Here is a 13,450-nt window from a genome sequence, read left to right on the forward strand (position 1 = left end):
GTCAGACGGACGCGGGCGCCAGCGCCGCGCGGCCCGCGACGACGATGCGGGTGTGCTCGGCCACGCGGCGGCCCAGGTGCTCCGCGGTCGCGATGTCGGCCTTGTGGACGGCGTCCGCGCCCTCGTCGGAGTTGGACTGGGCGGCCGCGCCGGAGAAGAAGCCCAGCCGGTTGAGGTCGTTCTCGGAGGCCGTGCTGGAGTTCCAGCCCGGCTTCAGGCCGAGGTTGACCCAGTTCATGCCGTGCTGCGCGGCCAGCACCTGGAAGAACTGCAGCGTGTGCAGCTTGTCGCCGCTCTTCGAGGCGGAGTTGGTGAAGCCCGCCGCGACCTTGTCCTGCCAGGCGTCGCCGAACCAGCGCTTCGAGGAGGCCTCGGCGAAGACGTGGAAGGCGCCCGAGGCGGTGCCCATGTACGTCGGAGAGCCGAAGACGATCGCGTCGGAGGCGTCCAGCAGCTCCCACTGCGCGTCGTCGATCTCGTCGACCTTGATCAGGTGGACGGTCGCCCCGGCGTCGACCGCGCCGCTGCGGACCGCGTCGGCGACGACGGCGGTGTGGCCGTAGCCGGAGTGGTAGGCGATCGAGACGACGGGGGTGTGCGTGATACCGGACAAGACTGATCTCTCCCTCGGGAAGGCTCCCGTCGCAGCACGGGGCGTGGCGCGACAACCAGAAGAGAATCACTAACTTTTCGAAAGCGCAAGCTACGAGTTAGCGCTGCCTGCGGGTACGCTTGTTCTATGGAGACCCCTGCCTGTACCGAAGCCGAAACCGAGCACAGCGAGCTGCCGTTCGACGTGTTCGCCCGCTCCTGCCCGTCCCGGGAGACGCTGGAGCACGTCACCGGCCGCTGGGGAAGCCTCACCGTGGGCGCTCTGCGCGAGGGTCCCGTCCGCTTCAACGAGCTGCGCCGCCGGGTGGAGGGCGTGAGCGAGAAAATGCTGTCGCAGACCCTGCACGCGCTGGAGCGCGACGGGATCGTCCACCGCGAGGCGCAGCCGACCAACCCGCCGCGCGTGGACTACGAACTGACCCCCCTCGGCGTCGAGGTGGCGGACCGGCTCCTCGCGCTGATCCACCACCTGGAGGGGAGCATGCCGGCGGTGCTGTCCGCCCGGAACTCCTACGACGCGACCCGCGGCGGCCGCTGACAGCGCGGGCAGAAGTAGCTCGACCTGTTCATCCACGGCCGCCGCCGCATCGGGGTGCCGCAGCGCCGGCAGGGCTCGTCCTCGCGCCCGTAGGCGTCGAGCGAACGGTCGAAGTACCCCGACTCCCCGTTCACGTTGACGTACAGGCTGTCGAAGCTCGTGCCGCCCACGGCGAGGGCCGCGTTCATGACGTCCCGGACATGGCCGAGGAGTTCCGCACTCCGGGGCCGCGTCAGGTTGGCCGTCGGGCGCTCGTAGTGCAGCTTCGAGCGCCACAGCGCCTCGTCCGCGTAGATGTTGCCGACCCCGCTGATCAGCGACTGGTCCAGCAGCGCCCGCTTGACGGTGGTCCGCTTGGCGCGCAGCGAGAGGTGGTAGGCCGCCTCGTCGAACAGCGGGTCCAGGGGGTCGCGCGCGATGTGCGCGATGACGTCGGGCAAGCCCTCGGCGCTGTCGGCCACGGTCTCGTGCAGCGAGAGCCCGCCGAAGGTCCGCTGGTCCACGAAGCGCAGCTCCGTCCCGGCGTCGTCCCCGAAGCGCACCCGGATCCGCAGGTGCTTCTCGTCCGGGGCGTCCTCCGGCTGCACGAGCAGCTGCCCGCTCATGCCCAGGTGCCCGAGCACCGACAGGTCCCGCCCCGCCAGGGGCAGCCACAGGTACTTCCCGCGCCGCTGCGGCACCCCGAGGGTCTCCCCCCGCAGCCGCGCCGCGAAGTCGGCCCCGCCGCCCGGATGGCGCCGCACCGCACGCGGATGCAGGACCTCGACGGCCCCGACGGTCCGGCCGGCGACCCAGCGTTCGAGCCCCCGCCGCACGACTTCGACTTCGGGCAGCTCGGGCACGGGGAACCTCCGGTGGGTGCGGATCTGGGCGCTGCCGCGAGCGTACCGGCCGCCCGGAAACGGCATCGCCCGCCCCTGCAGTGCAGGGGCGGGTGATGGAAATACCCGAAGGAAGGTCAGGCGTCCGGCGCCGGATCGGCGGGCGTCGGCACCCCGCCGTCCACGGTCTCGGCCGAAGCCGGGACCTCTGCCGGAGCGGCGGCCGCTGCCGCCGCGATCCGCTCGTCCGCCGCGGCGCGGATCCCGCGCCATGCGGACTCCGCGGCCTGCTGTTCCGCTTCCTTCTTGCTGCGGCCGGTGCCGGTGCCGTACGAGACACCACCGACGCGGGCGGCAGCAGTGAAGGTCTTCTCGTGGTCCGGACCGGTCTCGGTGACCAGGTATTCCGGTACGCCAAGACCTTCGGCCGCCGTGAGCTCCTGGAGACTGGTCTTCCAGTCCAGGCCGGCCCCGAGGTTCGAGGACTTCTCGATGAGCGGGTCGAAGAGCCGGTGGACCAGCTCCGAGGCCGCGTCGAGGCCCTGGTCGAGGTAGACCGCGCCGATGACCGCTTCAAGCGTGTCGGCGAGGATGGAGGCCTTGTCCCGGCCGCCCGTGCCCTCTTCGCCCCGGCCGAGCCGGATGAAGGAGCCGAGTTCGAGGCCGCGCCCGACCTCCGCCAGTGCGCGCGAGTTGACCACCGCGGCCCGAAGCTTGGCCAGCTGGCCTTCGGGGAGGTCCGGGTGGGTCGTGTACAGCGTGTCCGTGACCACCAGGCCCAGCACGGAGTCCCCGAGGAACTCCAGCCGTTCGTTGGTGGGCAGACCGCCGTTCTCGTACGCGTACGAGCGGTGGGTCAGTGCACGCACCAGAAGGGCGGTCTCGAGTCGGTACCCGAGCCGCCCTTCCAGAAGCGTGTGGGACGAGGCCGCGTTGTTACTGTCTGCCTGCTTCTCAGCGTTGGACAGCTCAGACATTGCGCCTCTCACCAGCCGCTCAGACCTCGAGGACCTGGCGCTTGTTGTAGGTGCCGCAGCTCGGGCACGCGATGTGCTGGAGCTTCGGCTCCTGGCAACGCTCACACGAAACCAGGGTGGGGACCGCAGCCTTCCACTGCGACCGGCGGTGGCGCGTGTTGCTGCGCGACATCTTCCGCTTCGGAACAGCCACGGCTACTTCTCCTGCTTCTCGGCGGCGCTCTGAACTCCGTCAGACGCAGTGCCGCTCATGTTGTCCTTCTCATCGCCCTGATCGGTGACGAGTCCCTGCAATGCCGCCCAACGGATGTCGACGGCGTCGTGGTGGTGGTCCGGGTCGTCGTTCAGGCCGGCCCCGCATTCGGGGCACAGTCCGAGACAGTCCTCCCGGCACACCGGCTGCATCGGCAGTGCGAGCACCACCGCGTCCCGCAGCACGGGTTCGAGGTCGAACAATCCGTCCTCGAGGAAGAGCGTGTCCTCGTCGTCCTCGGCGTCGTCGGCCGGCTCCGCTTTGGCGCGGCCCCGGTCGTCGGCGTCAGGGTACGAGAACATCTCCTGGAAGTCCGCCTTGAGCTCACGCTCGACGGTCTCCAGACACCTTACGCACTCCCCCGTCGCCGATGCACGGACGGTGCCTGTGACAAGCACCCCTTCCATGACCGACTCGAGGCGGAGGTTGAGCTTCACCGGGGCGCCTTCCGGCACTCCGATCACGTCGGCCAGACCGAGGTCGGCCGGTGCGTCGATCTCACGGGACAACCGCTGCATGGCACCAGGACGCCGACCCAGCTCGTGCGTGTCGAACACGAGGGGGTTGCGGTGGTCGAGGCGGGTGTTCAGGGCCGTTCCTGCTTTCACAGATCGCTGAAGATCAAAGATTCCGCCGCTCACGGGCAGCATGGATCGCGACGCATACGCGCGACCGAAGAGCCAGGATACCCGGCCCGGAGCCGTGCGCCCAATCCGGCCTCAGCGGCCCTGTTCGTACTGGCGCAGCTGGTCCAGGTTGATCATGCTCGTGTCGAAGAAACTGGTCTCGTCGAGCGAGGGCTGCTGGCCCTGCTGCGGGTGCTGGGCCTGCTGGGCCTGCTGCGGCTGCTGGTAGGCGGCGTACGGGTCGGGCTGCTGCTGGTAGGCCGAGTACGGGTCCGGCTGCTGCTGGTAGCCCCCGTACGGGTCCTGGTAGGCGTACGCGTCCTGCTGCTGGGCCGCGGGCTGCTGGTAGGCGTACGCGTCGTACAGGGGCTCCGGCTGGGCCGGGATCGGCGCCTGCACGCGCGCGGGCTCCGGTTCCGCGAGGCCCGCCAGGAAGTCCGAGTCGCTCGCGGAGCGGGAGGACTGGCCGGCCGCCGCGTCCTGGGCGGCCATGTGCACGCCCAGGTCGTCCGTCGGCACCCGGCCGAGCAGCTTCTGGCGGCCGCGGCCCACGGCCTCCAGGGTCTTGGAGAGCACCGCCTCGAAGGTCGCGAGCTTGGTGTCGACGTAGGCGTCCGCCTGCTGCCGCTGCGTCTCGGGGTCGTGGCTGCGCTCGGGTGCGTCCGCGTCCGGGTAGCCGTCCTCGTCCAGGCCCGGGCCGCGGCCCAGCAGCTTCTCCCGGCCGCGGTCCACCGAGCCGATCGTCTTGGTCAGCACGACCTCGAAGTTCGCGAGCTTGCTGTCGACGTAGTCGTCGGCCTCGGCCCGGATCTCCTCGGCCTCCCGGCGGGCCTCCTCCACGATGCGGTCCGCCTCGGCCTGGGAGCGCCGCGCGATCTCGGTGTCGGCGATCAGCGAGCCGCGCTGGTTGTGGGCCGCGTCGATGATCCGCTCCGCCTCCCGGCGGGCGTCCTCGACCATCTGCTCCCGGCCGCCGATGAGCTCCTGGGCCTGTGCGAGCGAGCCGGGGAGCGCCTGGCGGACCTCTTCCAGCTGGGCGAGGAGCTCGGCGCGGTTGATCACGCAGGAGGCCGACATGGGCATGGAGCGGGCGCCGCCGACGGCCGCGACGATCTCGTCGAGCTTCTTCTGCACGTCCATGGGGGCTCGCACTCTCTCGGCCTCGGGCGGTTCCTGAGACGGACGGATCGACTGTAAGGCCACCGGGCGGGCCCCCGACACCGACTGACGGCCTGTCAGATGGTCAGCGCTCGCGCAGCCGCTCCATGAGCGCCGTGTGCACGTGCTCCGGCAGCAGGTGGGCGACGTCCCCGCCCCAGGTCGCGACTTCCTTGACCAGCGAGGAGGACAGGAAGCTGTAGGAGGGGATGGTCGGGACGAACAGCGTCTCGACGCCCGACAGGCCCAGGTTCATCTGGGCCATCTGGAGCTCGTAGTCGAAGTCGCTGACCGCGCGCAGGCCCTTGACGATGGCCGGGATGTCCCGCTGCTTGCAGAAGTCGACGAGCAGCCCGCGGAAGGCCTCCACCTGGACGTTGCCGTAGTCCGCCGTCGCCTCGCGGATCAGCTCGATCCGCTCCTCGACGGTGAAGAGGCCCTGCTTCGACTCGTTGATCCCCACAGCGACGTGCACGACGTCGTACAGCCTGGAGGCGCGTCCGATGATGTCGAGGTGTCCGTTGTGGATGGGATCGAAGGACCCCGGACAGACGGCGCGGCGCAACTGAACTCCCTCGTTCATGAGTCTTCGCTGGTGAAAGCGGCGCGGCCGTACCAAAGGGTGCCCTCGCCGTACTTGCGCGACCGGAGCGGCTCGAAGCCCTCGGGCCACGGGAAGGCGCCGCTCCTGGTGCTGCGCTCCACGGTGACGAGCGCGTCGTCCGTGATCCAGCCATTGGACCGGAGTGTGAGGAGGATCTCGCGCAGGTCCGCGCTGTCCACGGCGTACGGCGGGTCCAGGAAGACGACGTCGTACGGGTCCCCGGCCGCGCGGGCCGCCACGATCTGCTCGGCCTTGCCGGCCCGGAACTCGGCGCCCGGCAGGCCCAGCGTCCTGATGTTGTCCCGGATCGCCTTGGCGGCCTTGGGGTCCGCCTCGACCAGGAGGGCGTGGGACGCGCCCCGGGAGAGGGCTTCCAGGCCGACGGCGCCGGAGCCGCCGTACAGGTCGAGCACCCGGGCCCCTTCGACCCCGTGCAGCGACTCCCAGGTGGAGAAGAGGCCTTCGCGCATCCGGTCCGAGGTCGGCCGGGTGCCGGTGCCGGGGGGCACGGCCAGCCGTCGCCCGCCGGCGCTGCCGGCGATCACGCGGGTCATCTGGGGTCCTTCGGTACGGCGGTAGGGGGGCGCGCGGCGGACTGCCGCGGCACTCCAACGATAGGTCGTGCCGCTCAGCCCTTCTCCAGGTACTGCTCGCGCTCGGTGTCGAGCAGGGCGTCCAGCGCGGTCCGCAGGCCCGGCAGCCGCTCCAGCGCGGGGTCCTCGGCCACCACGCGGGTGGCCTCCTCCCGGGCCTGGGCGATGACCTCCTCGTCCTCGATGACGGCGAGCATGCGCAGCGAGGAGCGCACCCCCGACTGGGCCTGGCCCAGGACGTCGCCCTCGCGCCGCTGCTCCAGGTCGATGCGGGAGAGCTCGAAGCCGTCGAGGGTTGCGGCGACGGCGGCGAGCCGGGCCCTGGCGGGGCTCGCCTCGTGCATCTCGCTGACCAGCAGGCACAGGCCGGGGGCGGAGCCGCGGCCGACGCGGCCGCGGAGCTGGTGGAGCTGGGAGACGCCGAAGCGGTCCGCGTCCATGATCACCATGACGGTGGAGTTCGGGACGTTCACACCGACCTCGATGACGGTGGTGGCGACCAGCACCTTCACCTCGCCGGCCGCGAACCGGCGCATGACGTCGTCCTTGTCGGCGGGGTCCATCCGGCCGTGCAGCACCTCGACGCTCAGCCCGGCCAGCGGTCCGCGGCCGAGCTGCTCGGCGATCTCCAGGACCGCGAGCGGCGGCCGCCTGTCGGCCTCCTCGGCGGCCTGCTTCTTCTTGGGGTCGTCCTCCCCGTCGCCGATGCGCGGGCACACCACGTACGCCTGGTGGCCCTTCTCCACCTCCTCGCGGACGCGCTCCCAGGCCCGGGCGAGGAAGTGCGGCTTGTCCTTGGCCGGCACCACGTGGGTGGCGATCGGCGAGCGCCCGGCGGGCAGCTGGTCCAGGACGGAGGTCTCCAGGTCGCCGAAGACGGTCATGGCGACGGTGCGCGGGATCGGGGTGGCCGTCATCACCAGCAGGTGCGGGGGCTGCTTGCCCTTGGACCGGAGCGCGTCGCGCTGCTCCACGCCGAAGCGGTGCTGTTCGTCCACGACGACCAGGCCGAGGTCGTGGAACTGCACCTTGTCCTCGATCAGGGCGTGCGTGCCGATGACGATCCCGGCCTCACCGGTGACCAGGTCGAGCAGGGCCTGGCGGCGCGCCGGCATCCCCATCGACCCGGTGAGCAGCACGACCTTGGTGCCCTGGTCGGAGCCGCCGAGCATGCCGCCCTCGGCCAGTTCGCCCATCATCTCGACGATGGAGCGGTGGTGCTGCTGGGCGAGCACCTCGGTGGGCGCGAGCATCGCCGCCTGCCCGCCGGCGTCCACGACGGCCAGCATGGCCCGCAGGGCCACCATCGTGTTGTGCGTCACGGTGAAGTTGTCGGTCACGTATGCGTGGCTCGGATGCTCGACGCTGATGCACTGGACCGGCTTGGGGCCCACATGCTCCACGGCCCGGATACCGCGCCGGAAGGTGTTGTACTTCGGCCCCGGTCGCATGCGTGCCGCCTTGCGCGGCAGCCGGAACGGCTCGAACTCCTCGGGCAGCGCGACGGAGACGTTGTACGCCGCCCTCCTGGGCGCCACACGAGCGCTCCCACCGAGAGAGCGCACGAGCCAGGCAACGTCCTCCGCCAGCCGCAGGGAAGCCGAGCAGAACGACATGCTCATTCCGTTCGCGTGCAGCGTCCCGTCCGTGTCCATGAGCCCTTGAAGGACCGCCAAGCGGTCCTTGACCGGTGCGTTCTTGTAGACGTCCGGGACGAACTTGTCGTGTGAGGTCGCGCCCCACAGCCCCAGATCCCGCACTGCCTGGATGACGGGATTGCGCCGGGTGCCGCCTCTCGGACCGCGCATCCGAATCGTGTAGTCGCAGGCGGATCCGGGCACGGCTGCCATCTCGCAGTGCGGGGCGACCGCCGCCTCGACCGCAGCCAGGATCTCGTCGTCCACGGTCGACAGTCTCAGGTTGTGCCGGAATGAGCCGTCACCGATGAGCACGCCCATCAGGTAGGGATCGAGCGGTTGGCGGTCACCGTTCCCGAGGTCCACGGGGACGGCCACCGGCAGATACCACTTGGAAGATCCATTGGCCTTGTGGAGGTCTGTCCTGATCTCCCTCGTGGTCAGAACCTCGGGCTCCTGGTCACGATCCCATCCGCGGCTTGTCCCGACGATCCACAGGTGTTCGTCATCGCACTCGACAGCGCTCCCGTCCGAGAGCACGACCCGCCACACATCGCGTTCTCCTTGCGGGAAGACACCCCCCACGAGAGCGATCTCGCCGGACGGCACCACCACCTCGTCCCCCACCTCGATGTCTCCCATGGGTCGGAAACCCGTGGGCGTCAGCACCAGTGAGTCGAGGGGCTGGGCCTTGCCCGAGCCGACCTCGCCCTGGAGGAGGCGGTGCATGGGGTGGCTGGTGGCGAGGTCGTCGAAGATCTCCTTCGAGACCTTCTGCTGGCCCTCGGTGAGGGTGAAGGGGAGTTTGGCGTCGAAGGCGTCGAGCAGGCCGCCGGGGGCGGGGCGGCGCGGAACGGCCGGGAGCTGGGCGTCGGCGTGGCGGCGGCGTGCCAGGGCGACCTGGAGGACGAAGGCCTCGTCCCACTTCAGGCGTTGGCGGGCGTCCTCGATGTCGGCCTTGGTGGACGGCCGGTGGATCTTCAGCAGGGCCTCGGTGAGCGGGACGAGCCCGCGGCCCTCGCGCAGTGCGGGCGGCAGCGGGTCCACGGCCTCCCGGGCGCTGGGCAGTACGGCGTCCACGCACTTGGCGATCTTCCAGGACTCCAGCTTCGCGCAGGCCGGGTAGATCGGGATGAGCTGGTTGGCGAAGGCGGTGGCGGCGTCCCGGTCGGAGGCGTCCGCGCCGAGCGGCTCGTACGCCGGGTGCGCGAGCTGGAGCTTGTGGTTGAACTTGGAGACCTTGCCGGCGAACATCGCGCGGCTGCCGGGGAGCAGTTCCTTGTGCGGCTTGTGGACCCCGGCGCCGAAGAAGACCAGCTGGAGGCGGCCGCTGCCGTCGGTGATGGTCACCTCCAGCCGCTTGCCCCGGCCCCCGTTGAAGGTCAGGATGCGGGCGTCGGCGACCTGCGCGACGACGGTCACGTGCTCGTCGATCTGGTCGGCGAGCTCGGCCAGCGAGGTCAGCTCACCGCGCTCGGCGTACCGCCTCGGGTAGTGGTGGAGCAGGTCCAGGGCCGTGTGCAGGCCGAGCTGCTCGGCCAGCACCTTGGCGGTGGCGGGGCCGAGCGTCTTCTTGAGGTCTTCGTCGAGCGCGGGCACGTGTTCCATTGCACACCATGGCGCTGACAAGCCCGCTATTCCACCCCGATGAGCAGGGGTGCCGAGTACCTGCCGCCCCGGTAGGTGACGGTGTCCACGGCCAGGTGGCCGGACTGCACGTGGGCCTGGAGGCGCTCGGCGACGGCGTCGGGCACCTCCGGCCCGAGGACCAGGGTGACCAGTTCGCCGCCCGAGCCGAGCATCCGGTCCAGCACCGCCTCGGCGGTCTCGGTCAGGCCCGCGCCGATCACGGCGACGTCGCCGTCGATGAGGCCGAGCACGTCGCCCGCCTGGCAGATGCCGGCCGAGGTGAAGGACTGGCGTTCGGCGACTGCCAGTTCCCCGTAGCGGGTGGCGCCGGCGGCCGCGGTCATGGCCACCACGTCCTCGTCGAAGCTGCCGTCCGGGTCGTGCACGGCGAGCGCGGCCAGGCCCTGGACGGCGGAGCGGGTGGGGATCACGGCGACCCGCACGCCCTCGGCCCGGGCCTGTTCGGCCGCGGTGGCCGCCGCCGCGCGCAGTTCGGTGCCGCCCGGCAGGAGCACCACCTCGCGGGCGTGGGCGCGGCGGACGGCGTCGAGGAGTTCGGCGGTGGCCGGGAGCTCGCCGGGGCGCACGAGCACGGTGGTCGCCCCGGCCTCGGCGCACAGGCCCGCCAGTCCCTCGCCGGGGACCACGGCGACCACGGCCCGCTGGGCGCGCTCGCCGCGGCCGCGGCGGCGCTCGTCGCCGAAGTGCGTGATCCGTATCCGGTACGGCCGCCCTGCAACGACCCCCGCCTCCACGGCCGCGCCGGGGTCGTCGACGTGGACGTGGACGTTCCACAGCCCGTCGCCGCCGACCACGACCAGGGAGTCGCCGAGGCCGTCGAGTCGGGCGCGCAGTTCCGCGACCGCCGCCTCCGAGGCCTCCAGCAGGTAGATGACCTCGTACGCGGGCCCGTCCTCGTGCTGCTCGCACGGATCGTCCGGCCGCGCCGCGGGCGGCGCGGTCCGGCCGGCCACGGGATCGGCGGCCGGCTCCTGCCCGGACAGCGCCTGCCAGAGTGCGCCGAGTACGGCGACCAGCCCGCAGCCGCCGGCGTCGACCACCCCGGCCCGGCCCAGCGCGGCGAGCTGCCCAGGGGTCTCGGCGAGCGCGGCGCGGGCGCCGTCGTAGGCGGCGCGGGCCACGTCGGCCGCAGTGCCGGCGGCCGCCGAGGCCGTTTCGCCGGCCCGCGCGGCGGCGCCCGCGACGGTGAGCATGGTGCCCTCCACCGGGTGCGCGACGGCCGCGTACGCCTCCTCCGCGGCCCGGGTGAGCGCGTGCGCCAGCAGCCCGCCGGGGCCGGTCCGCCGGCCTTCGGGCTCGGCGCCGAGTACGTCGGCCACCCCGCGCAGGAGCTGCGCGAGGATCGTCCCGGAGTTCCCGCGGGCCCCGACGAGCGCGCCGTGCGCCCAGGCACGTACGGCCTCGGGCAGGGAGGTCGGTGCCGCGGCGGCGCGGGCGGCGCTGTCGAAGGCCTCGGCCAGCGCGCGGTCGGCCGACTCGGCGGTGAGGTAGAGGTTGGTGCCGGTGTCCGCGTCGGCGACCGGGTATACGTTGATCGCGTCGATGTCCTCGCGGGCCCGGCCCAGTGCGGCCAGGGCGAGCGAGCTCCAGGTGCGCACGGCCTCGGCGTCGAGCTCGTCGGCGGGCTGCGGCTGCGGCTCGTGCGGCACCGGGCGTTCCTCCTTGTGCGGGCCAGGGTTCACCGCAGGGTAACGAAGGACCGCGCCCCCGGGGCCCGGACCGCGGGGCGGGGGCCGCGGCCGTCATGGTAGTTTTCTTGGACGGGCGCAGTCGTTGTATGCTGCTCCGGTTGCCCGATGAGAGTCGGGTCTTTCCCCCGGCAAACCACTTCAGACCTCTGATTCCGGTGCGCCGGATTCACTGTAATTGCATCTGAAGTCTTTGGAGTGACCTGTGGCTGCCAACTGCGACGTTTGCGCCAAGGGGCCGAGCTTCGGCAACAACATCTCCCACTCGCACCGCCGCACCTCGCGTCGCTGGAACCCGAACATCCAGCGCGTTCGTGCCGTGGTCAATGGGACGCCGAAGCGCCTCAACGCCTGCACCTCGTGCATCAAGGCCGGCAAGGTCTCGCGCTGACGCCCGTCGTAGCGCAGCCCCTTCCGGTTGCCAAAAAGGCCGGTTCACCTCTGGTGAACCGGCCTTTTGCCTTGTCCGGGAGCTTCCGGGTGCCGGGATTCCGGCACCCGGGGCGGGGTCAGCGCAGCCGCCAGGCGTGATCCACCGGGCCGATGCCCCCGCCGAGTGCGAAGCCGGCGGCGATGCCGCCCGTCACGTACTCCTTGGCGGCCGTGACGGCCTCCGGGACGGCCAGCCCCCTGGCCAGGCCGGCCGCGATGGCGCTGGCGAGGGTGCAGCCCGTGCCGTGGGTGTGCCGGTTGGAGTGGCGCGGGGCGCGCAGCCACCGCTCCGCGGTGCCGTCGGTGAGCAGGTCCACGGCCTCGTCGCCGTGCGCCGCGAGGTGGCCGCCCTTGATCAGCGCCCAGCGGGGCCCGTGGCCGAGGATCGCGTCGGCGGCCCGGCGCATGTCGTCCTCGGTCTCCACGACGATGCCGGTGAGCTGGGCGACCTCGTCCAGGTTGGGCGTGGCCACGGTGGCCCGCGGCAGCAGTTCCGTGCGCACGGCGTCCAGTGCCGAGGCGGCGAGCAGGGCGTCCCCGTGCTTGGAGACGCCGACGGGGTCCACGACGGCCGGGGCCGCGGTGTCGGCCAGCAGCGCGGCCACCGTCTCCACCAGGACTGCGGAGGAGAGCATGCCGGTCTTCACGGCGTGCACCCCTATGTCGTCCACGACGGCCCGGTACTGGGCCGTGACGGCCTCGGCGGGCAGCTCCCAGGCTCCCCGTACCCCGAGTGAGTTCTGCGCGGTCACGGCGGTCACCACGCTCATGCCATGGACCCCGAGCGCCAGCATGGTCTTGAGGTCGGCCTGGATGCCCGCACCGCCGCCGGAGTCCGATCCGGCGACGGTCAGGCACAGCGGCGGCGCCGTGTTCACGCTGTGCCCTCCTGGGCGGCCGGGTCGGCCCCGAAGTGGTCCCAGCCGCCGGTGCTGGTCCAGGGCGCGCCGTCGACGGTCACCTGGGGCAGCGCGGAGCGGTTGAGGACCTCGCCGATGACCTTCCAGCGGGCGGGGAGCTTCACGTCGGGCGGGAAGGTTGCCACGATCGCGTGGTCCTCTCCCCCGGTGAGCACCCACTGGAGCGGGTCCACGCCGACGGCCTGCCCGATGTCGTGCATCTGCGTCGGGATGTCGACGGCGGCCGAGCGCAGGTCGATCCGCACCTTGCTGGCCTCGGCGATGTGCCCGAGGTCGGCGATCAGGCCGTCGCTGACGTCGGTCATGGCACTGGCGCCGAGCCCGGCGGCCGCGGGGCCGGCGTGGTACGGCGGCTCGGGGCGCCGGTGGGCCTCGACGAAGGCCCGCGGGGAGCGGAAGCCGCGCGAGAGCACGGCGAAGCCGGCCGCCGACCAGCCGAGCCAGCCGGTGACGGCGACGACGTCGCCGGGCTGGGCGCCGGAGCGCAGGACGGGTTCGTGGTTGCGCAGGTCGCCGAGGGCGGTGATGGAGACGGTGATGGTGTCCCCGCGGACCACGTCCCCGCCGACCACGGCGGCGCCGGCGACCTGGCACTCGTCGCGGATGCCGTCCATGAGCTCGGTGGGCCAGGTGACCGGGAGTTCGGCGGGCACGACGAGGCCGAGCAGCAGCGCGGTCGGCACCGCGCCCATGGCCGCGATGTCCGCCAGGTTCTGCGCGGCGGCCTTGCGGCCCACGTCGTAGGCCGTGGACCAGTCGCGCCGGAAGTGCCGGCCTTCCAGCAGGATGTCGGTGCTCGCCACGACCCGCCGGTCGGGGGCCGACACCACGGCGGCGTCGTCGCCGGGTCCGAGCCGGACCGCCGGGGTGGTGGTGAGACGTGAGGTGAGCTCCCTGATCAGCCCGAACTCCCCCAGCTCGCCGACAGTGCCCTTCATCGC

14 protein-coding genes are annotated in these 13,450 nt (G+C 72.0%); 2 read left to right on the forward strand and 12 right to left on the reverse strand.

Features of this window, described 5'->3' with window-relative positions:
• Position 1 precedes the first annotated feature (1 nt).
• Positions 2-613, reverse strand: a complete 612-nt coding sequence (locus E6U81_RS22020) for a flavodoxin family protein (RefSeq protein ID WP_136231818.1) — start codon at positions 611-613, stop codon at positions 2-4.
• Positions 614-739: 126 nt separating this feature from the next.
• Between E6U81_RS22020 and E6U81_RS22025 the strand changes: the two genes are divergently transcribed.
• Complete coding sequence (locus tag E6U81_RS22025) at positions 740-1,150, forward strand: helix-turn-helix domain-containing protein (protein ID WP_136231819.1); 411 nt, start codon at positions 740-742, stop codon at positions 1,148-1,150.
• Here the strand turns inward: E6U81_RS22025 and mutM are convergent.
• The 9 genes from mutM to E6U81_RS22070 all read right to left on the reverse strand — a co-directional run bounded on the left by mutM (position 1,123) and on the right by E6U81_RS22070 (position 11,118).
• Entirely contained in the window at positions 1,123-1,992 is an 870-nt protein-coding gene (gene mutM / locus E6U81_RS22030) for a bifunctional DNA-formamidopyrimidine glycosylase/DNA-(apurinic or apyrimidinic site) lyase (protein WP_136231820.1), read from the reverse strand. The two genes, E6U81_RS22025 and mutM, sit on opposite strands and share 28 nt — an antisense overlap.
• Before the next feature lie 116 nt (positions 1,993-2,108).
• Entirely contained in the window at positions 2,109-2,948 is an 840-nt protein-coding gene (rnc, locus tag E6U81_RS22035; RefSeq protein WP_136231821.1) for a ribonuclease III, read from the reverse strand.
• A 19-nt stretch (positions 2,949-2,967) separates the two neighbouring features.
• Complete coding sequence (rpmF, locus tag E6U81_RS22040; RefSeq protein WP_003965982.1) at positions 2,968-3,141, reverse strand: 50S ribosomal protein L32; 174 nt, start codon at positions 3,139-3,141, stop codon at positions 2,968-2,970.
• Between the two features lie 2 nt (positions 3,142-3,143).
• Complete coding sequence (locus tag E6U81_RS22045) at positions 3,144-3,842, reverse strand: DUF177 domain-containing protein (protein ID WP_240803948.1); 699 nt, start codon at positions 3,840-3,842, stop codon at positions 3,144-3,146.
• Between the two features lie 78 nt (positions 3,843-3,920).
• Positions 3,921-4,967, reverse strand: coding sequence for an ATP synthase F0 subunit B (locus E6U81_RS22050; RefSeq protein WP_136231822.1), 1,047 nt, complete (start codon positions 4,965-4,967; stop codon positions 3,921-3,923).
• Positions 4,968-5,070: 103 nt separating this feature from the next.
• Positions 5,071-5,550, reverse strand: coding sequence for a pantetheine-phosphate adenylyltransferase (coaD, locus tag E6U81_RS22055; RefSeq protein WP_206309996.1), 480 nt, complete (start codon positions 5,548-5,550; stop codon positions 5,071-5,073).
• A 14-nt stretch (positions 5,551-5,564) separates the two neighbouring features.
• Positions 5,565-6,143 (reverse strand): 16S rRNA (guanine(966)-N(2))-methyltransferase RsmD, encoded by a 579-nt coding sequence (rsmD, locus tag E6U81_RS22060; protein ID WP_136231824.1) that lies wholly within the window; start codon positions 6,141-6,143, stop codon positions 5,565-5,567.
• 74 nt (positions 6,144-6,217) lie between these two features.
• The gene (locus E6U81_RS22065; RefSeq protein WP_136231825.1) at positions 6,218-9,427 is read right to left on the reverse strand and encodes a helicase-related protein; all 3,210 of its coding nucleotides are present in this window, start codon (positions 9,425-9,427) and stop codon (positions 6,218-6,220) included.
• Positions 9,428-9,453: 26 nt separating this feature from the next.
• Entirely contained in the window at positions 9,454-11,118 is a 1,665-nt protein-coding gene (locus E6U81_RS22070) for a DAK2 domain-containing protein (RefSeq protein ID WP_136231826.1), read from the reverse strand.
• Positions 11,119-11,362: 244 nt separating this feature from the next.
• Between E6U81_RS22070 and rpmB the strand changes: the two genes are divergently transcribed.
• Positions 11,363-11,548, forward strand: a complete 186-nt coding sequence (rpmB, locus tag E6U81_RS22075) for a 50S ribosomal protein L28 (RefSeq protein ID WP_007266795.1) — start codon at positions 11,363-11,365, stop codon at positions 11,546-11,548.
• Positions 11,549-11,666: 118 nt separating this feature from the next.
• On the opposite strand, the gene thiD is transcribed toward rpmB, so the two are convergent.
• Together thiD and E6U81_RS22085 are read right to left on the reverse strand one after the other, a co-directional pair.
• The gene (gene thiD, locus E6U81_RS22080; RefSeq protein WP_136231827.1) at positions 11,667-12,467 is read right to left on the reverse strand and encodes a bifunctional hydroxymethylpyrimidine kinase/phosphomethylpyrimidine kinase; all 801 of its coding nucleotides are present in this window, start codon (positions 12,465-12,467) and stop codon (positions 11,667-11,669) included.
• Positions 12,464-13,447 carry a thiamine-phosphate kinase gene (locus E6U81_RS22085; protein ID WP_136231828.1) on the reverse strand — a complete coding sequence of 328 codons (984 nt, stop codon included), beginning with the start codon at positions 13,445-13,447 and terminating at the stop codon, positions 12,464-12,466. The genes thiD and E6U81_RS22085 overlap by 4 nt, the downstream gene beginning before the upstream one ends.
• Positions 13,448-13,450: the final 3 nt, after the last annotated feature.

This window comes from Streptomyces sp. A0592 (assembly GCF_004795115.1).
GTDB lineage: Bacteria > Actinomycetota > Actinomycetes > Streptomycetales > Streptomycetaceae > Streptomyces > Streptomyces erythrochromogenes.